Annotated in this window: 22 protein-coding genes; 14 read left to right on the top strand and 8 right to left on the bottom strand. The window is 69.0% G+C overall.

Annotated features, from left to right (window positions below):
- Positions 1-113: 113 nt before the first annotated feature.
- Both OVA30_RS07530 and OVA30_RS07525 read right to left on the bottom strand, forming a co-directional pair.
- A complete protein-coding gene (locus OVA30_RS07530; protein ID WP_268175070.1) occupies positions 114-629 on the bottom strand; it encodes a hypothetical protein in 516 nt (171 codons plus the stop codon).
- 71 nt (positions 630-700) lie between these two features.
- The gene (locus OVA30_RS07525) at positions 701-1690 is read right to left on the bottom strand and encodes a glutathione S-transferase family protein (protein ID WP_268175069.1); all 990 of its coding nucleotides are present in this window, start codon (positions 1688-1690) and stop codon (positions 701-703) included.
- Between the two features lie 169 nt (positions 1691-1859).
- Here OVA30_RS07525 and OVA30_RS07520 point away from each other — a divergent pair, with 169 nt between their 5' ends.
- The gene (locus OVA30_RS07520) at positions 1860-2978 is read left to right on the top strand and encodes an NADH:flavin oxidoreductase/NADH oxidase (RefSeq protein WP_268175068.1); all 1119 of its coding nucleotides are present in this window, start codon (positions 1860-1862) and stop codon (positions 2976-2978) included.
- Positions 2979-3132: 154 nt separating this feature from the next.
- Here OVA30_RS07520 and OVA30_RS07515 read toward each other — a convergent pair whose 3' ends face one another.
- Entirely contained in the window at positions 3133-3906 is a 774-nt protein-coding gene (locus OVA30_RS07515; protein WP_268175067.1) for a phosphodiester glycosidase family protein, read from the bottom strand.
- Positions 3907-4135: 229 nt separating this feature from the next.
- Between OVA30_RS07515 and OVA30_RS07510 the strand changes: the two genes are divergently transcribed.
- The gene (locus OVA30_RS07510; protein ID WP_268175066.1) at positions 4136-4690 is read left to right on the top strand and encodes a hypothetical protein; all 555 of its coding nucleotides are present in this window, start codon (positions 4136-4138) and stop codon (positions 4688-4690) included.
- A gap of 52 nt (positions 4691-4742) precedes the next feature.
- Here the strand turns inward: OVA30_RS07510 and OVA30_RS07505 are convergent, their stop codons facing one another.
- Complete coding sequence (locus tag OVA30_RS07505; RefSeq protein ID WP_268175065.1) at positions 4743-5150, bottom strand: DUF4174 domain-containing protein; 408 nt, start codon at positions 5148-5150, stop codon at positions 4743-4745.
- Positions 5151-5242: 92 nt separating this feature from the next.
- On the opposite strand from OVA30_RS07505, the gene OVA30_RS07500 reads away from it, so the two are divergent.
- The 6 genes from OVA30_RS07500 to OVA30_RS07475 all read left to right on the top strand — a co-directional run bounded on the left by OVA30_RS07500 (position 5243) and on the right by OVA30_RS07475 (position 11924).
- Positions 5243-6259 carry an NADP-dependent oxidoreductase gene (locus OVA30_RS07500; protein WP_238508068.1) on the top strand — a complete coding sequence of 339 codons (1017 nt, stop codon included), beginning with the start codon at positions 5243-5245 and terminating at the stop codon, positions 6257-6259.
- Positions 6260-6493: 234 nt separating this feature from the next.
- Entirely contained in the window at positions 6494-7063 is a 570-nt protein-coding gene (gene ssb, locus OVA30_RS07495) for a single-stranded DNA-binding protein (RefSeq protein ID WP_268175064.1), read from the top strand.
- A 376-nt stretch (positions 7064-7439) separates the two neighbouring features.
- Positions 7440-8045 carry a helix-turn-helix domain-containing protein gene (locus OVA30_RS07490; protein WP_003603578.1) on the top strand — a complete coding sequence of 202 codons (606 nt, stop codon included), beginning with the start codon at positions 7440-7442 and terminating at the stop codon, positions 8043-8045.
- Between the two features lie 72 nt (positions 8046-8117).
- Positions 8118-8477, top strand: coding sequence for a hypothetical protein (locus tag OVA30_RS07485; RefSeq protein ID WP_012253692.1), 360 nt, complete (start codon positions 8118-8120; stop codon positions 8475-8477).
- A 76-nt stretch (positions 8478-8553) separates the two neighbouring features.
- Entirely contained in the window at positions 8554-9411 is an 858-nt protein-coding gene (gene panC, locus OVA30_RS07480) for a pantoate--beta-alanine ligase (protein WP_268175063.1), read from the top strand.
- Positions 9412-9821: 410 nt separating this feature from the next.
- The gene (locus OVA30_RS07475) at positions 9822-11924 is read left to right on the top strand and encodes a TonB-dependent siderophore receptor (RefSeq protein WP_268175062.1); all 2103 of its coding nucleotides are present in this window, start codon (positions 9822-9824) and stop codon (positions 11922-11924) included.
- A 63-nt stretch (positions 11925-11987) separates the two neighbouring features.
- Here the strand turns inward: OVA30_RS07475 and OVA30_RS07470 are convergent, their stop codons facing one another.
- The 3 genes from OVA30_RS07470 to OVA30_RS07460 all read right to left on the bottom strand — a co-directional run bounded on the left by OVA30_RS07470 (position 11988) and on the right by OVA30_RS07460 (position 16409).
- Positions 11988-13826 (bottom strand): NADPH-dependent assimilatory sulfite reductase hemoprotein subunit, encoded by a 1839-nt coding sequence (locus OVA30_RS07470; protein ID WP_268175061.1) that lies wholly within the window; start codon positions 13824-13826, stop codon positions 11988-11990.
- A gap of 191 nt (positions 13827-14017) precedes the next feature.
- Positions 14018-15793 (bottom strand): diflavin oxidoreductase, encoded by a 1776-nt coding sequence (locus tag OVA30_RS07465; RefSeq protein ID WP_268175060.1) that lies wholly within the window; start codon positions 15791-15793, stop codon positions 14018-14020.
- A gap of 112 nt (positions 15794-15905) precedes the next feature.
- Positions 15906-16409 (bottom strand): Lrp/AsnC family transcriptional regulator, encoded by a 504-nt coding sequence (locus OVA30_RS07460; RefSeq protein WP_003603570.1) that lies wholly within the window; start codon positions 16407-16409, stop codon positions 15906-15908.
- Between the two features lie 264 nt (positions 16410-16673).
- On the opposite strand from OVA30_RS07460, the gene OVA30_RS07455 reads away from it, so the two are divergent.
- From OVA30_RS07455 to OVA30_RS07440, 4 genes are all read left to right on the top strand, one after another.
- On the top strand, positions 16674-17483 hold the full coding sequence (locus OVA30_RS07455; RefSeq protein WP_012752798.1) for a phosphoadenylyl-sulfate reductase: 810 nt from the start codon (positions 16674-16676) through the stop codon (positions 17481-17483).
- Complete coding sequence (cysD, locus tag OVA30_RS07450) at positions 17483-18412, top strand: sulfate adenylyltransferase subunit CysD (protein WP_003606413.1); 930 nt, start codon at positions 17483-17485, stop codon at positions 18410-18412. Before OVA30_RS07455 ends, cysD begins: the two co-directional genes overlap by 1 nt.
- Positions 18412-19818: a sulfate adenylyltransferase subunit CysN gene (cysN, locus tag OVA30_RS07445; protein WP_268175059.1), complete on the top strand. Its 1407-nt coding sequence runs from the start codon at positions 18412-18414 to the stop codon at positions 19816-19818. The genes cysD and cysN overlap by 1 nt, the downstream gene beginning before the upstream one ends.
- A 244-nt stretch (positions 19819-20062) precedes the next feature.
- Positions 20063-21103, top strand: coding sequence for an alginate O-acetyltransferase AlgX-related protein (locus OVA30_RS07440; RefSeq protein WP_268175058.1), 1041 nt, complete (start codon positions 20063-20065; stop codon positions 21101-21103).
- Here the strand turns inward: OVA30_RS07440 and OVA30_RS07435 are convergent.
- Complete coding sequence (locus OVA30_RS07435) at positions 21015-21962, bottom strand: YihY/virulence factor BrkB family protein (RefSeq protein WP_012253683.1); 948 nt, start codon at positions 21960-21962, stop codon at positions 21015-21017. The two genes, OVA30_RS07440 and OVA30_RS07435, sit on opposite strands and share 89 nt — an antisense overlap.
- 107 nt (positions 21963-22069) lie before the next feature.
- On the opposite strand from OVA30_RS07435, the gene OVA30_RS07430 reads away from it, so the two are divergent.
- Together OVA30_RS07430 and OVA30_RS07425 are read left to right on the top strand one after the other, a co-directional pair.
- Positions 22070-22960: a DMT family transporter gene (locus tag OVA30_RS07430; protein ID WP_041928995.1), complete on the top strand. Its 891-nt coding sequence runs from the start codon at positions 22070-22072 to the stop codon at positions 22958-22960.
- A 162-nt stretch (positions 22961-23122) separates the two neighbouring features.
- Entirely contained in the window at positions 23123-24811 is a 1689-nt protein-coding gene (locus OVA30_RS07425; RefSeq protein ID WP_268175057.1) for an acyl-CoA dehydrogenase family protein, read from the top strand.
- Positions 24812-24884: the final 73 nt, after the last annotated feature.

Below are 24884 nucleotides of genomic sequence, written 5' to 3'. Positions count from 1 at the left end.
GCTCTTGCGCCGGACCGGGGCCGGCTCGGCGAAAGAGCGCGTGTCATCACGCGGACGACGCCGCGTGTCCGGTCACCGCACGGCCGGCACGCGCGTCGGGCAGGACCGGCCGTTCAGGGCTTCGGCGGATTAGCCGGGCCGTCCTTCACCCCATCCTTGCCCGGCTCGGCGTCGGCTTTGGTCTCGGTGACGAACACGCCCGCATAGGTCTTGCCCTGCGAGGTCGCCTCGCAGGTGATCATGGTCTTGCCGGGCTCGGGCTTCGAGAACTTGCAGGAACCGACCGCGGGCGCGGGGCTGCGGACGATGCCCTCCTTGTTCTTCATGCCCGGCACGACGAGGCTGATCGGCTGGAGCTGCTCGGTCTCCTCCGTCTGCTCGTGCTGCGTGCCCGCGCCGCTGAAGCTCAGGGATTGTCCGTCCCAGGCGGCGAAGTCGAAGGTCGTGCGCCCGCGCGAGACCGTGTTGACGAGCTGTTCCTTGCAGTTCTGCGTGATGTCGAGACCGCCGATCACCAGCCGCTCGCATCGGCCGGTGATCGTCACCTCGGCCCCCTGCTGGGCCGAGGCCGGGCCGGCGGCGAGCAGGCCGAGTAGGGCGAGAAGCGGTGCGCGCGAGCGGATCGTCATGGCGTGGTGTTCCTCCTGATCGGCATTGGCTGCCGGTTGTCGCTGGGAATATTTCCTGCGGGGGTGCGGGTTCAACCGCCGAAGCGCAGGGCGCGATCGTTGGGCGCAGCGAAATCGAGTTCGGGGCCGAGCGGCACGATCCCGGTCGGGTTGATGCCGGGATGGCTGCCGTAATAGTGGCGCTTGATCTGATCGAGATTCACCGTCTCCGCCACGCCCGGCAGGGCGTAGAGATCGCGGAGATAGTTCGAGAGGTTGGGGTAGTCGGCGATCCGGCGCCGGTTGCACTTGAAATGCCCGACATAGACCGCATCGAACCGCACCAGCGTCGTGAACAGGCGGATATCGGCCTCGGTGAGCACCGATCCGCAGAGGTAGCGCTGCCGGCCGAGCCGGTCTTCGAGCGCGTCGAGCTCCGAGAACAGGGCGGTGAAGGCGTTCTCGTAGGCGTCCTGCTTGGTGGCGAAACCCGCCTTGTAGACGCCGTTGTTGACCCGGTCGTAGACGCGCTCGTTGACGGCATCGATCTCGCCGCGAAGGGCCTCTGGGTAGAGGTCCGGCCCGCCCGCGCCGAAGGCATCGTTCAGCATGCGGATGATCTCGGCCGACTCGTTCGAGACGATGGTCTCGCGCTGCTTGTCCCACAGCACCGGCACGGTGACGCGGCCGGAATAGTCGGGCTTGGCCCGGACATAGATCTCGTAGAGCCGCTTGGCGCCGAACAGCGGATCGGCGGTCGAGCCCGGCACCCCGCCCTCCTCCTCGGCACGGAAGACCCAGCCCTCCTCGCGCATGTACGGCGAGACCACCGAGACGGTGATGGCCTCCAGCCCTTTCAGGCGCCGAACGATCAGCGTGCGGTGCGCCCAGGGGCAGGCGAGCGCGACGATGAGATGGTAGCGTTCCGCCTCACCGATGAACCCGCCCTCCCCCGTCGGGCCGGGGGTGCCGTCGGGCGTGACCCAGTTGCGGAAGGCGGCGGCCGAGCGCTCGAAGCGCCCGCCGGACTTGGCGGTGTCGTAGCCCTTGTCGTGCCACTCGCCCTCGACCAGCAATCCCATCCCGAACGGTCCTTCCGCGTTACGCAACGGGTGAGATGGAGGAGTGCACCGCCGGGGGAAGCCTGCAACACGGATCTCAGGCGTCCCATGCGCGGTTCCGGGCTGGCGGCCGGGGGCAGCGTATCCCAGATAGGCCGCCAATCGCCGTCACCGCGACCGGAGCCTGCCGATGTCCGCCCGCCTGTTCGAGCCCCTGCGCCTGGACGACCTGGAACTCGAGAACCGCATCCTCATTGCGCCGATGTGCCAGTACTCGGCGCTGGCCGGCGCGGCGACCGATTGGCACCTGATGCATCTCGGCCAGCTCGCGCAGTCGGGCGCCGGGCTCCTCACCCTGGAGGCGACGGCGGTCTCGCCCGAGGCGCGGATCTCCCCCGGCGATCTCGGCCTCTACGACGACGCCACCGAGTGGGCCCTAGCCCGCGTGCTCGACGCGGTGCGCGGCTACGCGCCGATCCCGGTGGCGATCCAGATCAACCATGCCGGCCGCAAGGCGTCGAGCCGCGCGCCCTGGGAAGGCGGCGCGCAGATCGCCCCGGACTCCGTCGATGGCTGGCAGACCGAGGCCCCCTCGGCGGTCTCCCACGCGGAGGGCGAGGTGCCGCCGCACGCCCTCGACGCGGACGGGTTGAAGCGGGTGCGCGACGGCTTCGTCGCCACGGCCAAGCGCGCCATGCGCCTCGGCATCGACGCCGTCGAGCTGCACGGCGCTCACGGCTACCTGCTGCACCAATTCCTCTCGCCGCTCTCCAACCGCCGGGACGACCAGTACGGCGGCAGCCTGGAGAACCGGATGCGGTTTCCGCTGGAATGCTTCGAGGCGGTGCGCGAGGTCGTGCCCGCGGGCAAGCCGGTCTGGATGCGGGTCTCGGCGACCGATTGGGTCGAGGACGGCTGGACCCTCGACGAGACGGTGGAACTCGCCCGCGCCCTCGGGCGCTGCGGCGCGGCCGCCATCCACGTCTCCACCGGCGGCCTCTCGACGGCGCAGAAGATCCCGGTCGGGCCGGGCTATCAAGTGCCCTTCGCCGAGCGGATCAAGGCAGAGACCGGGCTCACCACCATCGCGGTCGGCCTCATCACCGAGCCGCGCCAGGCGGAAGGCATTCTCGCCGAGGGCAAGGCCGATGCGGTCTCGCTCGCCCGGGCGATGCTCTACGATCCCCGCTGGCCCTGGCACGCCGCGGCCGAACTCGGGGCGCAGGTGCGGGCACCGAAGCAGTACTGGCGCAGCCAGCCGCACCAGTACAAGGATCTGTTCAAGAGCTCGGCCTTCGGGCAGCGATAGGGCTTTTTTCTCCCATTCTCGAACCTCATCCTGAGGTGCCGCGAAGCGGCCTCGAAGGATCCTCCAGGGATCGCGCGGCCGGCTGGAGGATCCTTCGAGGCCCGCTGACGCGGGCACCTCAGGATGAGGATGTGATGTTGGAAGGCGTTGGTGCCTACCGCCCCACCGCCCCCACCAGCGGCCCGAGCGGCCGGCTGAGGTCCGAGCGGCCGAGGCCGGGCGCGTAGAGGCTCGAGACGCTGCCGTCGAGGAATAGGGCGTTGCGGCAGCCGAAGCTGTCCTTGAACAGGCGGGCGAAGGCGCCGAAGGTCACCGGGCGCTCCGAGATCGCGAACACCGCGACGTGTCCGCCGTCGCGCACGCCGACGCCGTTGCGGATCTTCTGGCTCGGGCCGTCCGCCGAAATCTTCGGGTGGATCTTGCCGTCGATCACCAGCATCGGCCCCGATTGCGTGGCAAAATCCGGCGCCGGCCTGGCGCGCAGGTAGCGTCCGGTATCGAGCACGCCGGCCCGGTCGCCCTTCACGTAGAAGACGCCGTTCGGCTTGAGGTGGAAGTTGCCCGGCCCGTTGGTGGTGGAGGCGCCCTTCAGTTCGCGCCCGTCCTCGACATAGAGCCCGACCGGAGCCTGCCCCTTGTCGTACATGCCGGCATTCATCGCGAAACTGAGGCGCGGGCCCTGCCGATCGGCGAGACTCGACAGCGAGCCGTAGGGCAAGCCGTCGGTTCCGAGCCAGAACAGCCGCACGCGCTCGCGCCGCAGATCGACGGTGCAGACCGTGTAGGGCTGCCCCTCGAACTCGACCGCCTGGCACGGCCCCTTGGCGGCAGGCGCCGGCTGCGCCTGGACGGGTACGGGTGCGAGCGGCCCGAGAACGAAGCCGGAGACCAGGGCAGCGGCGAGAGCGGGAACGGCAAGTCGGCGCATCACGGGCGGGCGGTTCCTGAAGGGGCGGCCCCTGCGGGGCAGGCATGGCCGTATCCGCCCTCCTCGCGCGAAAGCATGGCAGCATTCAAGCCGCCCGCACGACGGGCAGCGTCGTCCGCAGCAGCATCACAGGACGTTTGGGACCAGAGGTCGCAGGGACCGATTTTTCCCGTCACACGTTCAAAGCCAACAGGGGGAGCACTTTTCTCTCTCGGGTGGAGACGATCTGATGAAACGGGTTGTTCTGGCATCGGCGGTGATGGCAAGCGCGCTGATGATGATCCCGGCCACCGCTGATGCCCGTCCGGGCTTCGGTGGCGGTGGCTTCCGCGGCGGCGGGTTCGGTGGCGGCGGGTTCGGTGGCGGCGGCTTCCGCGGTGGTGGGTTCGGCGGCGGTGGCTTCCGTGGCGGCTTCGCCGGCGGCGGTTTCCGCGGTGGTGGGTTTGGCGGCCCGCGTTTCGGCGGCGGATTCGCCGGCCGGGGCGGGTTCTATCGCGGTGCCGGCTTCGGCGGCTGGCGCGGCGGATATGGCGGATGGCGGGGCGGCGGCTGGGGCTACCGGCGCGGCATCGGCCTGGGTGGCGTCGGTCTCGGGCTGGGTCTCGGCCTCGCCGCGGGCGGCCTCTACGGCGGCTATGGTGGTTACGGCGGCTGGGGCGGACCCTACGGCTACACGACGGTCGGCTACGACCCGTATTTCGCCGGTGGCGGCTGCTACACCGTCCCGCGCCTGGCCTGGACGCCCTACGGCTACCGCCGCGTCCTGGTCGAGCGCTGCTACTGATCGCATCGACGACAAGGAAGGGGCCGCTCGCGGCCCCTTTTTCTTGTGCGGGTCAGCGCTGCTTCGCCTCGTCCTGCCGCATCGGCATGGCGTCGATGGTGGAAAACAGGCGCTGCGGCGGAATCGGCTCCTCCGAGGTCAGCTTGGCGCCGCCGTCCTTGCCGACGAGCACAGCCCGGAAAGCGTTGTCCGGGAGGCCGAGATGCCGACGCAGGGCGGAGGCCTCCGCCCCCTTCCCCACCGCCTCGACCGTGACGAGATCGCGCGCGGACGCGCCCGTCCGCCCCGATGCCATCGCCTGCCGCTGCGCCTTCAGCTGCGCATCATCGCCATCCGGCGCGGCCAGCACCAGCACCCGCGATTTCCAGCGATAGCCCGAGAGCGGATCGCCCTCGGCCGCTCCGGCGGACCCAGCCACTGCCAACATCGCCGCGGTCATAGCCGCCGTCTTCCACGCCATCGCGAACCTCCACAGTTGTACCGCCATGCATTGCCGGAACCAGCGCGCGACCCATCTGCCCGGTTCCACCCGAACGAACCCCGGAGGGCTCCATGGCAGTCGTCAACCGTCGGATCGTGCTGGCCGCGCGCCCACACGGCGAGCCGAAGCCCGAACATTTTCGCCTGGAAGAGGGGCGCACGCCCACGCCGCAACAGGGCGAGGTGCTGCTTCGGACCCGCTGGCTCTCCCTCGACCCCTATATGCGCGGGCGGATGAGTGCGGCGAAATCCTATGCCAAGCCGGTCGAGATCGGCGAGACCATGGTCGGCCAGACGGTCAGCGAGGTGGTCGTCTCCGAGAATCCGGCCTTCGCCGAGGGCGATCTCGTGCTGGCCAATGCCGGCTGGCAGGAATTCGCCGTCTCGGACGGCAAGAATCTGCAGCGCATCGACCCCGCCGACGGGCCGCCGAGCCAGTTCCTCGGAATCCTCGGCATGCCCGGCATGACCGCCTATACCGGGCTTCTGGAGATCGGCCGGCCGCAGCCGAAGGAAACCGTGGTGGTGGCCGCGGCCGCGGGGCCGGTCGGCTCCCTCGTCGGCCAGATTGCCCGTATCAAGGGCGCGCGGGCCGTCGGCATCGCCGGGGGCGCGGAAAAATGCGCCTACCTGACCGAGACCCTCGGCTTCGACGCGGCCGTCGACCACCGCGCCGCCGACTTCCCCGACGCGCTGGCCCGCGCCTGCCCCGACGGAATCGACGTGTATTTCGAGAATGTCGGAGGGGCGGTGTTCGACGCGGTGCTGCCGCTCCTCAACGATTTCGCGCGGGTGCCGGTCTGCGGCCTCGTCGCGGGCTACAATCTGAGCGAACTGCCCGCCGGGCCCGACCGCTCGCCGGTGCTGATGCGCGCCATCCTCACCAAGCGGCTGACGCTGCGCGGCTTCATCGTCTGGGATTTTGCCGCGATGCACGGCGATTTCATCAGCGACGTCGGCGGCTGGCTGCGTGCCGGGCGGGTCAAGGCGCGCGAGGACGTGGTCGAGGGCCTGGAAAACGCGCCGGCTGCCTTCGCCGGGATGCTGCGGGGCGCCAATTTCGGCAAGCTCGTCGTGAAGGTCGCCTGAGGCCGGCGCCCGCCTGCGCGGACGGTCTCGGTTCCCTAGGCTACCGCGCCGGAAAGCCGCTTGTCGGGCAACGAGAACAGAGATAGAACATTGACACTGGCCACGGCACTCGGTGGTTAGCGTGCACAAAGGCCGACGACGGCTTGCCGAGACGAGGCGGCACGCTCAAGAGTCGCGGCCATCGCGGGCGTGACCTACAATGCCCTGTGAGATCGGACCGGATGGAGAGATGAGATGGCGGGCAGCGTCAACAAGGTGATTCTGGTCGGCAATCTCGGGCGCGATCCCGAGACCCGGCGTCTGTCCTCGGGCGACCCCGTGGTGAACCTGCGCATCGCGACGTCGGAGTCCTGGAAGGACAAGGCGTCGGGCGAGCGCAAGGAAAAGACCGAGTGGCACTCGGTCGTGATCTACAACGACAACCTCGCCAAGGTGGCGGAGCAGTATCTGCGCAAGGGCTCGAAGGTCTACATCGAGGGCCAGCTTCAGACCCGCAAGTGGACCGACCAATCGGGCGCGGAGAAGTACACCACCGAAGTGGTGCTCCAGCGCTTCCGCGGCGAGATGACGATTCTCGACGGCCGTGGCGGCGGTGGCGGCGGCGACTTCGCGGGCGAGGACGACGGCGGCGGCCAGATCAGCCGCGGCGGCGACCGGAGTGGTGATCGCGGCGGCGACCGTGGCGGGCGCGACGATTACGGCTCGAGCCGCTCCGGTGGCGGTGGTGGCGGCGGCGATCGCCGGCACTCCTCGGGCGGCGGCGCCAAGCCGAACTACGACCTCGACGACGACATCCCGTTCTAGGTTTCTGATCAAGGACGGTTTTGTGAAGGGTCGGCGCGGACAGCGCCGGCCCTTTTTTGGTATCGGGTTACGCCTTGTCTGCCAGTGGCGTGACGTCGCTTCGGATCGGGGCGACGGATACGGAAAGCCGTGACAGCTGGCATCGATGCGGAACGCGCTTCTTCGAGCCAGATATCGCTCGGAATCTCGGCATCGGAGGCTAACACGGGCCGGAACAGTGACTTCGGCTCCGCCATCTCCCGACGATGTCCACCGGTGGAAAAGCTGGCACGGCCGAGCACTTGCGCTCTCGTAACGGCCGTTCCCGGTGGCGGCTTCGAAATCCTGCACCATAATCGTTTCGCGCCGGGACGGCGGAAGGAGAAGCCAGGGATCCATGCTGAACACAGCGTCGAACGCGCCGGTCGCGGAGGAGCGCCCCCTGGAAAAGGCGCTCGGCCATCAGGTCCGCCTGCTGCGGCGGGAGCGCGACCTGTCGGTGGCCGACCTCGGCAGCGCGGCCGGCATCTCGCCGGGCATGATCTCCAAGATCGAGAACGGAGCGATCTCACCCTCGCTCGCTTCGATCAACGCGATCGCCTCGGCCCTCAACGTGCCGATCACCGCCCTTTTCGCCGCCTTCGAGGAGACCCGTGATTGCAGTTACGTGAAGCGCGGCCAGGGCGTACCGATCGAGCGGCGCGGCACCAAGGTCGGGCATCTCTACGAGTTGCTCGGCGCCGGCATCCGCGGCGATGTCGTGGTGGAGCCCTATCTCATCACCCTGCAGGACGAGGCCGAGGCCTATACGAGCTTCCGCCATGTCGGGACGGAATTCATCTACATGCTCACCGGCGAGGTGATCTATCACCACTCGGGCCAGGACTATCACTTGGCGCCCGGCGACGCGCTGATGTTCGACTCGAACGGCCTGCACGGCCCGGCCAAGCTCATCAAGACGCCGATGACCTATCTCTCCGTCATCGTCTATCCGCGGACGTGAGGGCGCCGCGCGATAACGATCCGTTCACCATAAGCTGCAAGGCATCGTGCGACGGAGCGGGAGAGTGATGCGATGACGGCCGGTCGGCAGCGGGTGCGCGGCGCTCTCCTCGCCTTTTCCGGCCTCCTCGGCAGCCCCGTCTTCGCGGCCGACCTGCCGGTGTTCGAGCCCGGTCCGCCCGTGGGGGCGCCATCGGCCCCGCGCTTCTTCCCACGAGGCGACGGGGATGCCGAGGGTGACCGGCCGCCCCGCGCCCTGCCCCGTCGTCTTGTCGGCTGCGCCCCACGCATCGTGCCGGTGCCGACCAACGCGCCGTACGACCCGAGCTATGTCGGCTCGGAATACGGGCTGGGTAAGCCGAGCTATTACGGCTTCCGCCCCGGACCCGGCTACGACGATCCGTTCGACCGGCCCTTGCGCTATTGCCCGTGATGCGGGTCCGCCCCGCTGGCATCCGGCGGCGGGGGCGCTTACCTCTGCGGCGCGTTTCACTGCACCGAGCCGCCCGATGTCCGACACGACCCTCCGCTTCGATACCCTTGAGGCTCTGCGTGCGCAGGTCGATGCGTGGCGGAAGGGAGGCGACCGGATCGTGCTGGTGCCGACCATGGGTGCGCTGCATGCGGGCCATCTCGCCCTGGTGGCGCATGCCAAGGCGATCGGCCGGCGGGCCATCGTCAGCATCTTCGTGAACCCGACCCAGTTCGGCCCGAACGAGGACTTTTCGCGCTATCCGCGGGACACCGAAGCCGATCTCGCCCTGCTCGCCCAGGCCGGCGCCGACGCAGCCTGGCTCCCCTCCGTCGAGACCATGTACCCGACGGGCTTCTCCACCCGCATCGAGCCCGGCCCCGCGGCGGAGGGCCTGTGCGGCACGGTCCGGCCCGGCCATTTCTCCGGTGTCGCCACCGTCGTGACCAAGCTCATCCTTCAGGTGCGGCCCGACATCGCCCTGTTCGGCGAGAAGGACTTTCAGCAGTTGCAGGTGATCCGCTCGGTCATCCGCGACCTCGACCTGGCCGTGACGATCGAGGGCGTTCCGACCCTGCGCGAGGCGGACGGCCTCGCCCTCTCCTCGCGCAACCGCTACCTCGATCCGCGTGAGCGGCAAATCGCGCCGCGCCTGCACGCGGTGCTTGCCGACATCGCCGAGGGCCTCGCCCGCGGCGCCGAGGCGGCCCCGCTCGTCACCGAGGGCATCGCGGCGCTGGAGGCGGCGGGGTTCGGCCCGGTGCAGTATCTCGAGGTCCGAGACGCGCACACGCTCCAACCCGTGGCACGGGCCGACCGAGAGGCGCGGGTGCTGGTGGCGGCCTATCTCGGCAAGACGCGGCTCATCGACAACGTCGCGGTGGTGCCGGCCTAAAGCTCGCCCGCTGCGGATCAGACCGATCCGGGCGATCTCCGTCGGGACGGCGGGGGTTGAGCCACGCGGTCCCCGCAGGCCACCGGCAAGTCAGGCGCCTGTCCGGCCACGAAAGAGACCCCTCAGGCAGGTGCAGGCTTCGAAACGGTGACGACCACCACAGGCGGCATTTGACTGCTCTTATACCATGCACATCAATACATATTTGAAACATACTTCATGAACCGCAGAGTTGATTCGTAGATCTGGAAAAGTTATAAAAGATATCATTTGATTTATACGCGAAACCATCAAACGACAGGCCGGACTCCATCAGAGAAGAGACCGGCCCGATGCGGATTTCGTGCGTCCTCGTACAGCGCCGGCGCACCGCAGCTACGCTGTTGCTGCTGCTTTCGACCACAAGTCTCATGGCCTCCGGTCGCGACGCGCGGGCTCAGGAACACGGGGCCGACGTCACGCTCGACGAACTCACCGTGACCGGCGACGGCAGTACCGCGGTCGGCTACCAGCCGCGGCGCAGCAGCTTCGGGACCGGCACCGAGACGCCGCTGCTCGACACCCCGGCCAACATCGCCGTCGTCTCCCAGGCTGTCCTGCGCGACCAGCGGGTGCTCAGCCTGGATGAGGCCCTCCGCAACGTCAGCGGCATCGCCCAGACCAACAGCCTCGGCGGCACGCAGGAGGGCGTGGTCCGCCGCGGCTTCGGAACCACCCGCGACAGCTCGATCCTGCGGGACGGGCGCCGCACGGTTCTCCAGCAGAACTTCAGCCACAGCATCGAGCGGGTCGAAGTGCTCAAGGGACCGGCCTCGCTCCTCTACGGCATCTCGGAGCCCGGCGGCTTGATCAACCTCGTGTCGAAACGGCCGCTCTTCACGCGGCAGAACAGCCTCGACGTCACGGCGACGAGTTTTGGCGGCGCGATCATCCAGCCGGATCTGACCGGCCCGATCGAGGGGACCAACCTCGCCTACCGGATCGTGGGCGACGTGCAGGACTACGATTACTGGCGCAACTTCGGCACGATCCGCCGCCAGGTCGCGGCGCCGTCGCTGACATGGCGGGGCGACGCCACCACCGTCACGGTCGGCTACGAGTTCGCGCACTACAACGTCCCGTTCGACCGGGGCACGACCTTCGATCCCCGCACCGGCCGTCCCCTGCGGGTTCCGCGGGAGCGGCGCTTCGACGAGGCCGTGAGCCGGGTCGAGGCGATGAGTCATCTCGGCAGCCTCGATCTCGAACACCGCTTCGACGACGACTGGAAGGTGAATGTCGGCTTCAGCGCCAGCAATCTGACCTACGACGACAACCAGATTCGCCCGACCTCCTACAATCCGGCCACCGGCCTGCTCACCCGCCGGGCCGACGCGACCCGCGGCGCCGATTTCAACGCCCAGGTCGCCCGCGTGGATCTGGTCGGCCGGTTCGAGGCGCTGGGCCTGCGCCACGACCTGCTGCTCGGTGCGATGCACGAGCGGGTCGATTACTATCGCCGGGAAAGCTACCGCGGCGCCAACCAGGGCGGCTTCAACGTCTTCAATCCGGTCTACGGCCGGCTCGGCGCCTCCGACCGGCTGTCGCTTCCGGCGAGCAACAATCGCGACCGCCTCATCAACACGAGCCTCTACCTTCAGGACTCGATCCATCTGACCGATCAGCTCATCCTCGTGGCCGGGGCGAGCGCTCAGTTCTACGATCAGCTCGCCTATGCCGGGGTGCCAACCGTCGTCTCGACGGATATCGACGGGATCAAGCCGCTGCCGCGTGCGGGCCTCGTCTACAGGATCGCCCCTCACCTCTCGGTCTACGGCAGCTACACCCAGTCCTTCCGCCCGAACGTGACCGACCTCGACCGCACCGGTCCGCTCCTGCCGGAGGAAGGCGACGCGTACGAGGTCGGCATCAAGGCCGAGCTGGGGGCCGGCTTGCTCGTGACCGGCGCGGTCTTCGACACCGAGAAGACCAATGTGCTCGTCACCCAGGTGGTGAACGGCACCCGCACAGCGACCACCGCCGGCAAGGCGCGCTCGCGCGGCTTCGAACTCGACGTGGCGGGGCAGATCGCACCGGACTGGTCGGTGATCGCGAGCTATGGGTTCACCGACGCCATGGTCACCGAGGATCCGACGCTTGCCGGAAACCGGCTGCTCAACACGCCACGGACGACCGCGTCGCTCTTCCTCACGCATCAGGTCGGGCTCGTGGCCCCGGCCACGACCATGGGCTCGGTGCAGCTCGGCGGCGGCTTCCTCGAACTGGGATGGGGCTCGCGCTATGTCGGAGAGCGGCCGGGCGACGCGACCAACAGCTTCACGCTGCCCGATTACGTCGTGTGCGACGCCTTCCTGAGCTACCGCACCAGCGTGAACGGCCTCCCGGCCGCGCTTCAGCTCAACCTCAAGAACGTCCTCGACGAAACCTATTACCCGTCCTCGGGTGCCAGCAACGTGCTGGTGGCGGTGGGCGAACCCTTCCAGGCGCTCATGACGGCCCGAGTCTCATGGTGAGGCTTGGGCTCAGGGACGGCTCGGAAGGACCGGGCCGTCCCTGACGGTCGAGCATCGGGCCGGTCAGGCGGCCCGCAGCGGCCCCGTGCGCTCGTGGAAGTCCGGGCCGTTGCTGGTCTTGGCCACGAAGCCGGCGCGGATCACGAAATCCCCGAAGTGCTCGCCGGGCTGCCGGTCCTTGGCATAGGCGGCGAAGAGCGGGTCCAGGGTGCCCTTGATCTCGGAGGCGGTGACATCCTCGCGGTAGAGCTTGCTCAGCCGGGAGCCGTCGAAGGCGGCGCCGAGATAGAGGTGGTAGCGCTCGGGGCCGCGGCCGACGAGGCCGATCTCCGAGATGAAGGGCCGGGCGCAGCCGTTGGGGCAGCCGGTCGAGCGGATGGTGATCGGCTCGTCCTGCAGCCCGTGGCGGGCGAGGCTCTCCTCCAGCTCGGAGAGGAGATCGGGCAGGTAGCGCTCGCTCTCGGCCAGCGCCAGACCGCAGGTCGGCAGGGCGACGCAGGCCATGGAGTTGCGGCGCAGGGCCGAAGCCCCACGGGTCAGGCCGTACTCATCGACCAGCGCATCGATCTCGGCGCGCTTGCCCGCGGGCACGTTGGCGATGATGACGTTCTGGTTGCCGGTGAGGCGGAAATCGCCCTCGTGCACCTCGGCGATGCGGCGCAGGCCCGAGAGGAATTGCGGCCCCCCCTCGATGTCCTTGATCCGGCCCGACGGCACGTAGAGCGTGAGGTGGTGGCGCCCGTCCTCGCCCTCGACCCAGCCGTAGCGGTCGCCGTTGCCGTCGAAGGTGAAGGGCTTGGGCGCGCCGAGCTTCTTGCCGATCCGCTTCTCGACCTCGGCCCGGAACACGTCGAGGCCGAAGCGCTCGATCGTGTATTTGAGCCGGGCGTTCTTACGGTTCTTGCGGTTGCCCCAGTCACGCTGGACCGTCATCACGGCTTCCGCCGCCTTCAGCGCATCCTCGGGCTGCACGAAGCCGAGGACGTCGGCCGTGCGCGGAAACGTGTCGGCCTCGCCATGGGTCATGCCCATGCCGCCGCCGACGGTCACGTTCCAGCCGGTGACCCGATTCTTCTTGTCGAGGATGGCGATGAAGCCGAGGTCGTGGGCGAAGATGTCGACCTCGTTCGAGGGCGGCACCGCGACCACTGTCTTGAACTTCCGTGGCAGGTAGGTCTTGCCATAGACCGGCTCGACCTCGGCCGCGTCCTCGCCGCCGACCACGCGCTCGCCGTCGAGCCAGATCTCGCGCCACGCGCCGGTCTTCGGCAGCAGGGTGTCGGAGATGTCCTTGGCGAGTTGGAGCGCGATCTTGTGGGCGCCGGCCTGGGCCGGGTTGGTCGCGGCCATGACGTTGCGGTTCACGTCGCCGCAGGCGGCGATGGTGTCGAGCAGCGCCGAGTCGATCGCCGCCATGGTGCGCTTGAGGTTCGACTTGATGACGCCGTGATATTGGAACGTCTGCCGGGTCGTCGCCCGCAGGGCGCTGCCGGCATAGGTCGTGGCGATGTTGTCGAGGATCAGCCACTGCTTGGGCGTCACGACGCCGCCCGCGATGCGCAGGCGGATCATGAAGCTGTAGGCCTTCTCGAGCTTCTTCTTGGTGCGCTCCGCCCGGATGTCCCGGTCGTCCTGCATGTACATGCCGTGGAACTTGACGAGCTGGCCGTCATCCTCGGAGATCGCGCCGGTGGCGTGCTTGAGGAGCCCGTCGGCGAGCCCGCCGCGCAGGTAGCCGCTGGCGATCTTCAGGTGCTCGTTATGGGCGAGCCCGGCGGCCCGCGCGGCCTCGGCCTCCGTGATGGGAAGCTCGGTCGGCGGCGTCTCGTAGCGGCGCGCGCCGATGCCGGGCGTGTCCACGGCGGGGCCGTCTGGGGTTTCGATCGGCTTGTGGTCGTCCATGGCGGTGATCCGATATCTTCGACCCCCCCCCCTGCGGGGGAGGGTGCCTCGCGGATGCGAGGCGGGAGAGGGGAGCGACGGTGCAGCTTGGCCGCGCCCACCGCGAAATCTCCGGAAGCCGGGTTCCCCTCACCCGACCCCCTCCGGGAGCCACCCTCTCCCGCAGAGGGGAGAGGGCTTACGGCGTGTTCTCAGTAAACGTCCTGCTGGTAGCGCCGGGCGCGTTCCAGCGAGGCGACATGCGCCTCGGCATCGGCGCTGCTGAGGCCCTTCACGCTCTCGAAGGCCCGCACCACCGCGGCGCGCACGTCCTTGGCCATGTTCTTGGCATCGCCGCAAACGTAGAAATGGGCACCGCCGTCGAGCCATTCCACCACCTCGGCGGCATGTGCGTCGATCCGATCCTGCACGTAGATCTTCTCCGGCTGGTCGCGGGAGAAGGCGACGTCGATCTTGGCCAGCGAGCCGTCCTCCAGCGCGTCCTGCCATTCGAGCTGGTACAGGAAGTCGTGGGTGAAGTGGCGGTCGCCGAAGAACAGCCATGAGCGGCCGGGGGCCTCCGTGGCGCGGCGCTCCTGCACGAAGGCGCGGAACGGCGCGACGCCGGTGCCGGGGCCGACCATGATGATGTCGGTCGACGGGTCGGACGGCAGGCGGAAATGCTTGTTCGGCTTCACCCGAACCCGCAGCTTGGCGCCGTTCTTGATGCGGTCGGCGACATGCACCGAGGCGACGCCGGCGCGGGCGCGGCCATGGGTCTCGTAGCGCACGGCGGCGATGGTGAGATGCACCTCGTCACCGACTTCCTTGCGCGAGGAGGCGATGGAATAGGCCCGCGGCGGCAGCGGCCGGGTCACGGTGTTGAGGTGCTCGGCCGTGAGCGTGGTGGGGAAGCGCTCGATCAGGTCGATCAGGTGCCGCCCCTCGATCCAGGCCTTGACCTCACCGCTCTCGACGAACTTCTGGGCGTCGGCGTGCCCGGTCGCCTTGGCGAAGCGCTCGACCGTGGTGGGCGAGAGCGTGGTGATGTCGCGCTCGGCGAGCAGCGCCTTGCGCAGTCCCTCGTCACCCGAGAGCCCGGTCGCGCGCAAAATCTCGTCCACGAGCTGCGGGTCGTTTTCCGGGAAGATCTCCAGCGAATCGCCGGGCTCGTAGGCCGGCGCCCCATCCTCGAATTCGAGGGCGAGGTGGATCGTCTCCTTGTCGGAGCGTGAGGAGTTGAGGTTCACGTGGTCGATCACCTCGACCACAGCCGGCTCGCGGCTGACCTCGCCGTCCTCGTCCTCGGCTCCGGCGCGGAAATCCACCGCCACGACGTTGTCGGCCGGCGCTTCCGCCGGCGCCAGCGCCTTCAGCGTCCCCTTGATCCACTCGGCGGCCGGCTTCTCGAAATCGAGGTCGAGATCCGCGCGGTCGTAGGCCCGCTTGGCGCCGAGCGCCTCGAAGCGCGCGTCGAGCGCCTTCCCGATCGCGCAGAACTCCGCGTAGCTGGTGTCGCCCAGCGCCAGCACGCCGAAGGCGAGGCCGTCGAGGCGCGGCGCGGCATCGGACATCAACTCGCCATAGGCCCGCACCGCGCGGGCGGGCGGCTCGCCCTCGCCCCAGGTCGCGGCGATGGCGATGAGCTTGCCGGCCTTCGGCAGGGTGGCCAGATCGAGATCGGCGAAATCCACGACCTTCGGCTTGAAGCCCTGCTTGCGCGCGAGCTTGCTCACATCGCCCGCGAGCTTTTCGGAATTGCCCGATTCGGACGCGAACAGGATCGTCAGCGGCTCGGCCGCCTTCGGGGGCGCGGCCGGCGCGGCGGCCGCGGCCGCAGGCTGGCCGGCGGCCGCGTCGAGACCGGCGAGGAAGCCCGTCAGCCACGCGCGCTGGATCGGCGTCGCCGCGCCGAGCGCCGCGTCGAGATGGGCCCGCTCCTGATCGCCGAAGGGAGCCGTGCGGGGGAGAAGTGCTTGCCTGGACATTGTGGGTGCCATGTCGTCCGCCGGAGCGCCGCTGTCAACGTCGAAACGTCCGTTTTAAAGAACGCCCCGCAGAGAGAAGAGATTATTCGCTGTTGCGCTGCAAAAAGGAAGTTTATTCTCCGACCACCGCCAGCCGCGGCTCGGCCCGTCCCCGCGGGGGCGGCGCCGGCAACGGCAGGGCGGTCGTCGACTTCACCTTCTCCATCGCGAAGCGCGAGGTCACGTTCTTGAGAGGCAGGGTCGCGATCAGGTTCTTATAGAACGTGTCGTAGGCCGCCATGTCGGCCACGACGACGCGGAGCATGTAATCGACATCGCCGGCCATGCGGTAGAATTCGAGCACCTCCGGCATCGCCGCGATCCGGTCGGCGAATTGCTCCAGCCAGTCCTTGGAATGGTCGGCGGTCTCGATGGAGACGAAAACGGTGAGGCCGAGCCCCAGCTTCACCGGGTCGAGCACGGCCACGCGCCGGTCGATCACGCCGTCGGCTTCAAGGCGCTGAATCCGCTTCCAGCACGGGGTCTGCGACAGCCCGACCTGCTCGCCGATGGCGGCGATGGAGAGCGTGGCGTCCTTCTGCAGGAGCGCGAGGATCTTCAGGTCGATCGAGTCCAAGGGGGCCTCTCCGGAGTTTGTGGCGAGGATGGTCTCACGAGGGCGTCGCCCGGAAAGCCGGGCGACGCGCCCGATCGGGCGCCTCGTTGAGAAGATTCTTTTCTAATTGGGCAACAATCCGCCGCGGCGGCCGTTGCAGGCTCGTTCGCGGCGCAGCGGAGGATTGCGTGCGCGAAAGCACCGCAAGGGCCCCGGCGCCTTGACAGCGTTCGTTATAGCGAACATTTCAGAGCTCCGACAAGCAGGCAATCCGATTTTACGCACATGACCGCTGCTCTCGTCCGAGCGGCCGGGGACCTCGCCGAAGCCATGGCGGGGCTGGACCTCCGGGGGCGCATCCGCCTCGTCGAGGACCGCATCCCGGGCCGGCTCGTCTTCACCACCAGCCTCGGCATCGAGGATCAGGCGCTCACGCACGCGCTCGCCCTGAACAAGGGCCGCACCGAGATCGTCACCCTCGATACCGGCCGGCTCTACCCCGAGACCTACGACGTCTGGACCGAGACGGAAGCCGCCTACGGCATCCGCATCCGCGCCTATGCGCCGGAGCGGGTGGCCGAGGAGGAGTTCGTCGCGCGCGAAGGCATCAACGGCTTCCGCCACTCGGTGGCCGCGCGGCAGGCCTGCTGCGGCTTCCGCAAGGTCGAGCCGTTGGGCCGGGCGCTCACCGGCGCGGCGGCGTGGTTCACAGGGCTGCGCGCCGGGCAATCCGCCAACCGCGCAGACACGCCGCTGGCGGAGGCCGACGAGGGCCGCGGGCTGATCAAGGTCAACCCGCTCGCCGACTGGTCGCGCGCCGACGTCGATCGCTTCGTGCGCGAGAACTTCATTCCCTACAACGCCCTGCACGACCGCGGCTTCCCCTCGATCGGGTGCGCGCCCTGCACCCGCGCCGTCAAGGTCGGCGAGGACGAGCGAGCCGGCCGTTGGTGGTGGGAGCAGGAATCCAAGAAAGAGTGCGGCCTGCACCTGCACAGGCCGGAAGGTGACGTGGCGCCCGGACAGGAGGCCGCCGCCTTCGAGGAGCCGGCCAGCGCCGCGACCTCACGCGAACACAGAAAGGAACTGGTCTGATGAGCGCTGCCGTCGCCGCGCCCGCGCGCACCCGCCTGACGCATCTCCAGCGTCTCGAGGCCGAGAGCATCCACATCTTCCGGGAGGCGGTCGCCGAGGCCGAGAACCCGGTGATGCTCTACTCGATCGGCAAGGATTCGTCGGTGCTGCTGCACCTGGCGCTCAAAGCCTTCGCGCCGGGGCGCCTGCCGTTCCCCTTGATGCACATCGACACGACCTGGAAGTTCCGCGAGATGATCGCCTTCCGCGATCGGCGCGCCAAGGAGCTCGGGCTCGAACTCATCGTGCACACGAATCAGGACGGGCTTGCCAAGGGCGTCGGCCCGGTCAGCCACGGCTCGGAAGTGCACACCGACGTGATGAAGACGCAGGCCCTGCGGCAGGCGCTCGACAAGTACAAGTACGACGTGGCCTTCGGCGGCGCCCGCCGGGACGAGGAGGCCAGCCGCGCCAAGGAGCGCATCGTGAGCCTGCGCAACGGCCAGCACCGCTGGGACCCGAAGCGCCAGCGTGCCGAGCCGTGGCACCTCTACAATTTCAAGAAGCGGCGCGGCGAGAGTTTTCGCGTGTTCCCGCTGTCCAACTGGACCGAATTGGATATCTGGCTCTACATCGAGCAGGAAAACATTCCGATTGTCCCGCTCTACTTCGCCGCCGAGCGCCCGGTGGTGGAGCGCGACGGCCAGCTCATCATGGTCGATGACGAGCGCTTTCCGCTGGAGCCGGGCGAGACCCCGCAACAGCGGCAGGTCCGGTTCCGCACGCTCGGCTGCTACCCGCTGACCGGCGCGGTCGAGAGCCCGGCCGCGACCCTGCCGGAGATCATCGGCGAGACGCTGGCCGCCCGCACCTCGGAGCGCCAGGGCCGGGTCATCGACAAGGACGGCGCCGGCGCCATGGAGCGCAAGAAGCAGGAGGGCTATTTCTGATGACCATCCATCAGTCTCCGGAAGCGTTCGGCTACGACGCCTTCCTGCGTCAGCATCAGAACAAGGAAGTCCTGCGCTTCATCACCTGCGGCTCGGTCGATGACGGCAAGTCCACCCTGATCGGGCGGCTCCTGCACGACACCAAGCAGATCTTCGACGATCAGGTGACGGCGCTCCAGCGCGATTCGCGCAAGCACGGCACGCAGGGCGGCGAGGTCGATCTCGCGCTGCTGGTCGACGGGCTTCAGGCCGAGCGCGAGCAGGGCATCACCATCGATGTCGCCTACCGCTTCTTCTCGACCGACCGGCGCTCCTTCATCGTCGCCGACACCCCCGGCCACGAGCAGTACACCCGCAACATGGCGACCGGCGCCTCGACCGCCGACCTCGCCGTGATCCTGGTGGACGCCCGCCACGGGCTGACCCGCCAGAGCCGGCGCCACGCGCTGCTGGTCTCGCTGCTCGGCATCCGCCGCGTCGCACTCGCCATCAACAAGATGGACCTCGTCGGCTGGTCGCAGGACAAGTTCGAGGCGATCGTCTCCGGCTTCCAGGCGTTTGCCGCGCCGCTGAACTTCACCGAGGTGCGGGCGATCCCGCTCTCGGCCAAGAACGGCGACAACGTCGTCCTGCCGGGCACCGCCGCGACTTGGTACACGGACGTTCCGCTGCTGCGCTATCTCGAAGAGGTACCGGTGAAGTCGGAGGAGCGCGCCGCTGCCTTCCGCATGCCGGTGCAGTGGGTGAACCGCCCGAATTCCGACTTCCGCGGCTTCTCGGGGCTGATCGCCTCGGGCTCCATCGCGCCGGGCGATGCCGTCACCGTCGCGCCTTCCGGCAAGACCTCGACGATCGCCCGCATCTTCACCGCCGACGGCGATCTGGAACGGGCGAGCGAGGGCCAGTCGGTGACGCTGGTGCTGGCCGACGAAGTCGATGCCTCGCGCGGCGCGGTGATCGCGACCTCGGACGCACCGTTGACGCTGACCGACAGCCTCGACGTACGCCTGTTCTGGGCCGCCGAATCCGATCTCGTCCCCGGCGCCAACCTGTGGGCAAAGGTCGGCACGCAGACCGTCAACGCAGTGGTGAAGGCGGTGCATCGCCGGATCGATCCGGAGACGGGGCAGGCCGGCCCGGCCGACAAGCTCGCGGTCAACGACATCGGCGACGTGACGCTGACCCTCGACCGGCAGATCGCGGTCGATGCCTATGCCGAGAACCGCGACACCGGCAGCCTGATCCTGATCGACCGTGAGACGACCGACACGGCCGCGCTCGGCCTCGTGCAGAGGGTCGTGGCCTCCGCTCAGGCGTCCGCGCCGGCCCCGTCCGCGACGGCGTCGCAGGAACCCGCTCGCAGCGGCGGCCTGCTCGCCGGGATCAAGCGGCTGTTCGGCGGATAAGACTCTCACGGTAAAACCCCTCTCCCCTCTGCGGGAGAGGGTGGCCCCCGAAGGGGGTCGGGTGAGGGGCTGGCTCCGCACTGTCCGGAAGCGTCGCTCCCCTCTCCCGCCCGCTGAAGCGGGCACCCTCCCCCACCCAAGTCGGGCCTGCCCGCCTTGGGCAGACGCTTTCGGATCTTGGGCAAGCCCGAGATCCGTGGGGGTAGGGTTTGGCGCCCGGCGTCCGCCCCGCTAGAACCACCCCATGACCTCCGCCCCCGAACCGGCCGCCGATGTGTACGAGGGCCGGGACGGCTGGCTGTTCCTGATTCGCGGCAACAACCGGGTGCTGGAACAATATGGCCGGCCGGGCGTCTCGCGGCGGACGCTGTGGCGCTGGCGGCGGATCATCGAGACCCGCATGCGGCGCTGCGCCCGGCTCGGCGCGACCTATTTCCATGCCCTCGTCCCGGAAAAGCTCACCGTCTATCCCGAGCGGGCCGAGGGGCTGGCTTTCGATCCGGCCCGCGCCCCGGCGCTCCGCCTCGCCCGCTGGCTCACCGGCTCGCCGGGCGTCCGCGCCTGGGTCGATCTCACCGGCGCCTTCCGCGCGGCGAAGGACGGCCCGCCGCTCTACCTGCGCACCGATACCCACTGGACGCATCAAGGCTGCGTGCTGGCCTACCGCACGATCCTGGCGCGGATGGGCGTACCCCCGCGCGACGACATCGAGGCCCGGCGCGAGCGCATCGCCCTCCCCTTCACGGGTGATCTCGGCCTCAAGTTCATGCCTCACCGTTCAGAGTTGGCGGAGGGCAGCGCGATCGCGAGCGAGGCCCGGCGCATCCACGCCAACGGCCTGCTCTTGGAAATGGAAGCGCTCGGGCGCGGCGGCGACGCCCATCTCGGCGCGCATGCGGTGTTCCGCAACGACGATCCGGGGGCCGATCCACGTCGCCTCGTGATCTTCGGCGATTCCTACGCGCAGCACACCCCCCACAGCCCGGTCGCGACGCTCACCGCGCTCTTCGCCGACACCTTTCGCGAGGTGCATTTCCTGTGGTCGACGGGGATCGACTGGCACTATCTCGACGCCGTCCGCCCCGATTTCGTCCTCGGCGAGATGGCCGAGCGCTTCGTGATCGACCTGCCGCCGCACGGCATCCGGATCGAGCGGCTCGCGGAACTGGCCCGCGAGCGCAAGCTGATGGGCGAGATCACGGCAGCGGATTCGCGCTCACCCGCACCGCTTCCGCCTGACGCGCCCGCATCCGTGCCTGAAGCCGCTGACGCCGCGCCGCGATGACCGTGCCGTTGATCTCGCCGCCGAACAGGAACATCGCCGCGAGCCAGTAGAGGAACACGAGGAAGATCATCGCCGTGGCGAGGCCCCCGTAGGTCGAGGCGTAGGCGTTCGAGAAGCGGTCGAGATAGTAGCCGAAGCCGAGGCCGGCGAGGAACCACAGGCACAGCGTCACGACGATGCCCGGCAGCACCGACAGCACCGGCCGGCGCCCGGCCGCGACGAACTTGTGCGCGATCACCAGAACCAGCGCGATCAGGAAGGCGGTGACGCCGATGCGGCCGATGGCGACGGTGAGCGCCAGCGGCTCCAGCCCCGGCGCGACGAAGACGAGCTGGCGCCAGATCAGCGGCCCGAGCACCACGAGCAGCGCGAAGGCCAGCATCGCCAGGGCGCCGCAGACGACGTAGCCGATCGATTCGAGCCGGGTCAGCCACCACGGCCGCGCCTCGCGGATGCCGTAGGCGCGGTTGAGCCCGACCCGCAGCGACTCGACCCCGGAGGACGAGAAGTAGAGCGCCAGCAGCGCGCCGAGGGTCAGCACGCCGCCGCGCTGCTCGGTGAGCAGGCGGTGCACCTCGCCGACGATAGGTTTGGCCACCTCCCGCGGCACCGCGTCGAAGATCAGCGTGCCGGCCTCGTCCGCCAGCGACTTGCTGCCGATCAGGCCGGCCAGCGCCGCGAGCAGAATCAGGAACGGAAACAGCGAGGTCAGCATCGACAGCGCGATGTGGCTGGCGATCGCCCAGCCATCATGGGCGACGAAGCGCTGCGCGGCGATGCCCGTCACGTCGAGGATCTTCTTGAATCGGCTCAAGGGAGGAGATGGCTTCTTCGGCTGAGTCGAGGCGGGCCGCTCCATACGGGCCAATGAACGGTGCGCGTCAATCTCGGGCGCGAGCCGAGCATGGCCGCCCTCAAGTTTCTCCGATTGCCATGAGGTCGGTTGCGTGCTGCCTGCCGGGCGCCATGTCGAGCCTTCTCTCCAGCCTGATCCCGGCCGCCTTCGTCTTGATCTGGGCGAGCGGCTTCGTCGCCGCCCGCTACGTGGCGCCCTATGCCGAGCCGCTGGCCTTCGTCGCCCTGCGGCTGGCCCTGGTCGCGCTCGTTCTGGCCGGCATCGCCAGCGTCCTGCGTGCCCGCTGGCCGCGCAATGCCGCCGGCTGGCGCGACGGGATGGTCGCGGGCGTGCTGATGCAGGGCATCTATGTCGCCGGGGTGTTCTGGTCGGTGCATCGCGGCCTGCCCGCCGGCATCGCGGCGCTGGTCGGCAGCCTCCAGCCGCTCCTCACCGCGGCCGCCTCGCAGCCGCTGCTCGGCGAGCGGGTCGCGCCCCGACGCTGGGCGGGCATCGGGCTCGGCTTCCTCGGCGCGGGGCTGGTGCTCGCGCCGAAGCTCGGGGCGGTCGATGCCGCCGGCATCCCGCTGGAGGCGCTCGCGGTGTGCCTCGCCGCGATGCTGGCGATGACCGCGGGCACGCTGTGGCAGAAGCGCAGGGGCGCGGGCGCCGACCTCGTCACCAATGCCTGCCTGCAATTCATCGGCGGCACCGCCTTCGCGGTCCCGCTCGCTCTGATCGCCGGCGAGACGCATCTGAGCCCGAGCCTGCCCCTCGGCCTCGGAATGGCGTGGTCGGTCCTCGTCAACTCCGTGGGCGGCATCCTGCTGCTGCTGGCGCTGATCCGGCGCGGCGCGGTGGCCGGCGTCGCCTCGCTGCTCTTCCTCGTGCCGCCGGTTTCGGCGGCGATCGCCTACGTGATGTTCGGCGAGGCGCTGACCCCGGTGCAGATCGCCGGCATGGTGGTGGCGGCCGCCGGAGTCGGCTTGGCGAGCGGACCCCAGACACGCGCAACACGGTGAACTGTATGATGAATTCAGCCTAAAGACGGGGGATGCGGCGATGAGAAACCACTATTGTGCCGGCGATCGGGCCTATAAAGGAAGCATCCAACCGGTTTCCTGAGAACCGCGCTCCGTCACGTCAGCCACTTCGGCGCGGAGCGCCTGAGAAGAGAGTCGCACATGGCCGCTTCCCCCGCCGTCCAGCCCGCCAACGACCCGAACGATTTCGTCGCCCTGGCCAAGGACGCCGCCGCGGGCGCCAAAGCCCTCGTCGCCGAGGCGACCGCCCGCGTAAAGGCGCGGGTGACGGGCCCCGAGGGCAAGCTCGACGCGGGCGCGCTGGAGCGCGAGCAGCACGCCGCCCACGGCCTGTCCTGGCTCGCCACCTACGGCGAGGCGGTGCGCGAACTGGCCGACTACGCCGAGCGGCTCCAGGGCGAGGGCAGCTTCGGCGAGACCGAGGCGCTGCTCGTGAAGATCGGCGTCGGCGAGTATCTCGACCAGATGTTCGGCGGCATCCCGATGAGCCAGGGCGAGATGGTCCGCCCGACCGCGCTCGGCTTCACCGCCGCCGAACTCGCTGGCCTGCGGACGCCGGCCATCGACGCCATGGTGGCCGAGGGCAACACGCCCGCCAACCGCGCCGCGCTGGTGGCCAAGATCCGCGAGGCCACGAGCGCGGGTGCGGCGACCATCGGCGCTTCGGGCCTCGACGAGGACATGGAGGCGATCCGCTCCGAGATGCGCCGCTTCGGCAAGGCCGAGGTGGTGGAGCAGGCCCATGAGTGGCACCTGAAGAACGCCTACATCCCGATGTCGATCATCGAGAAGATGGCCGAACTCGGCGTGTTCGGCCTCACCATTCCCGAGGAATACGGCGGCATGGGCATGCCGAAGGCCGCGATGTGCGTGGTCTCGGAGGAGCTGTCGCGCGCCTATATCGGCGTCGGCTCGCTCGGCACCCGCTCTGAGATCGCCGCCGAGCTGATCCTGTGCGGCGGCACCGAGGAGCAGAAGCAGCGCTTCCTGCCGGGCATCGCCAGCGGCGACATCCTGCCGACCGCCGTCTTCACCGAGCCGAACACCGGCTCCGACCTCGCGAGCTTGCGCACCAAGGCCGTCAAGGACGGCGACCAGTGGAAGATCTCGGGCAACAAGACCTGGATCACCCACCCCGTGCGCGCCGACATCATGACCGTGCTCGTGCGGACCAAGCCCGAGGAGAAGGGCCATCGCGGCCTCTCGATGCTCATCGCCGAGAAGCCCCGCGGCACGGACGAGCAGCCCTTCCCGGTCGAGGGCCTGTCGGGCGGCGAGATCGAGGTGCTCGGCTACCGCGGCATGAAGGAGTACGAACTCTCCTTCGAGGATTTCGCGGTGCCGGCCAACAACCTGCTCGGCGAGATCGAGGGCAAGGGCTTCGCTCAGCTCATGCAGACCTTCGAATCGGCCCGCATCCAGACCGCGGCCCGCGCCATCGGCGTGGCGCAGTCGGCCCTCGATATCGGCCTGCGCTACGCCGAGGAGCGGGTGCAGTTCGGTAAGGCGCTGGTCGAGTTCCCGCGGGTGGCCGACAAGCTCGCGATGATGGCGGTGGAGATCAACATCGCCCGCCAGCTCACCTACTTCTCCGCCCGCGAGAAGGACGAGGGCAAGCGCTGCGATCTCGAGGCCGGCATGGCCAAGCTGCTCGGCGCCCGCGTCGCCTGGGCGGCGGCCGACAACGCCCTGCAGATCCACGGCGGCAACGGCTTCGCGCTGGAATACAAGATCAGCCGCGTGCTCTGCGACGCGCGCATCCTCTCGATCTTCGAGGGTGCCGCCGAGATCCAGGCCCAGGTCATCGCCCGGCGCCTGCTGGAGCAGTAGTCAAGGCACAACTCGCCCTCGGCCGGTACTATACTGGTCGAGGGCGATCCATCCTTCAGATCCGGCCTGAATA

The organism is Methylorubrum sp. SL192, from assembly GCF_026672325.1.
GTDB lineage: Bacteria > Pseudomonadota > Alphaproteobacteria > Rhizobiales > Beijerinckiaceae > Methylobacterium > Methylobacterium extorquens.
The sequence above is the reverse complement of the archived record's forward strand: the minus strand, read 5'-3'. Positions and strand labels throughout refer to the sequence as shown.

Coding starts and splice junctions, on each gene's coding strand:
- OVA30_RS07530 (WP_268175070.1), bottom strand. CDS start 629: ATGACGATCCGCTCGCGCGCACCGCTTCTCGCCCTACTCGGCCTGCTC.
- OVA30_RS07525 (WP_268175069.1), bottom strand. CDS start 1,690: ATGGGATTGCTGGTCGAGGGCGAGTGGCACGACAAGGGCTACGACACC.
- OVA30_RS07520 (WP_268175068.1), top strand. CDS start 1,860: ATGTCCGCCCGCCTGTTCGAGCCCCTGCGCCTGGACGACCTGGAACTC.
- OVA30_RS07515 (WP_268175067.1), bottom strand. CDS start 3,906: ATGCGCCGACTTGCCGTTCCCGCTCTCGCCGCTGCCCTGGTCTCCGGC.
- OVA30_RS07510 (WP_268175066.1), top strand. CDS start 4,136: ATGAAACGGGTTGTTCTGGCATCGGCGGTGATGGCAAGCGCGCTGATG.
- OVA30_RS07505 (WP_268175065.1), bottom strand. CDS start 5,150: ATGGCGTGGAAGACGGCGGCTATGACCGCGGCGATGTTGGCAGTGGCT.
- OVA30_RS07500 (WP_238508068.1), top strand. CDS start 5,243: ATGGCAGTCGTCAACCGTCGGATCGTGCTGGCCGCGCGCCCACACGGC.
- ssb (WP_268175064.1), top strand. CDS start 6,494: ATGGCGGGCAGCGTCAACAAGGTGATTCTGGTCGGCAATCTCGGGCGC.
- OVA30_RS07490 (WP_003603578.1), top strand. CDS start 7,440: ATGCTGAACACAGCGTCGAACGCGCCGGTCGCGGAGGAGCGCCCCCTG.
- OVA30_RS07485 (WP_012253692.1), top strand. CDS start 8,118: ATGACGGCCGGTCGGCAGCGGGTGCGCGGCGCTCTCCTCGCCTTTTCC.
- panC (WP_268175063.1), top strand. CDS start 8,554: ATGTCCGACACGACCCTCCGCTTCGATACCCTTGAGGCTCTGCGTGCG.
- OVA30_RS07475 (WP_268175062.1), top strand. CDS start 9,822: ATGGCCTCCGGTCGCGACGCGCGGGCTCAGGAACACGGGGCCGACGTC.
- OVA30_RS07470 (WP_268175061.1), bottom strand. CDS start 13,826: ATGGACGACCACAAGCCGATCGAAACCCCAGACGGCCCCGCCGTGGAC.
- OVA30_RS07465 (WP_268175060.1), bottom strand. CDS start 15,793: ATGTCCAGGCAAGCACTTCTCCCCCGCACGGCTCCCTTCGGCGATCAG.
- OVA30_RS07455 (WP_012752798.1), top strand. CDS start 16,674: ATGACCGCTGCTCTCGTCCGAGCGGCCGGGGACCTCGCCGAAGCCATG.
- cysD (WP_003606413.1), top strand. CDS start 17,483: ATGAGCGCTGCCGTCGCCGCGCCCGCGCGCACCCGCCTGACGCATCTC.
- cysN (WP_268175059.1), top strand. CDS start 18,412: ATGACCATCCATCAGTCTCCGGAAGCGTTCGGCTACGACGCCTTCCTG.
- OVA30_RS07440 (WP_268175058.1), top strand. CDS start 20,063: ATGACCTCCGCCCCCGAACCGGCCGCCGATGTGTACGAGGGCCGGGAC.
- OVA30_RS07435 (WP_012253683.1), bottom strand. CDS start 21,962: ATGGAGCGGCCCGCCTCGACTCAGCCGAAGAAGCCATCTCCTCCCTTG.
- OVA30_RS07430 (WP_041928995.1), top strand. CDS start 22,070: ATGTCGAGCCTTCTCTCCAGCCTGATCCCGGCCGCCTTCGTCTTGATC.
- OVA30_RS07425 (WP_268175057.1), top strand. CDS start 23,123: ATGGCCGCTTCCCCCGCCGTCCAGCCCGCCAACGACCCGAACGATTTC.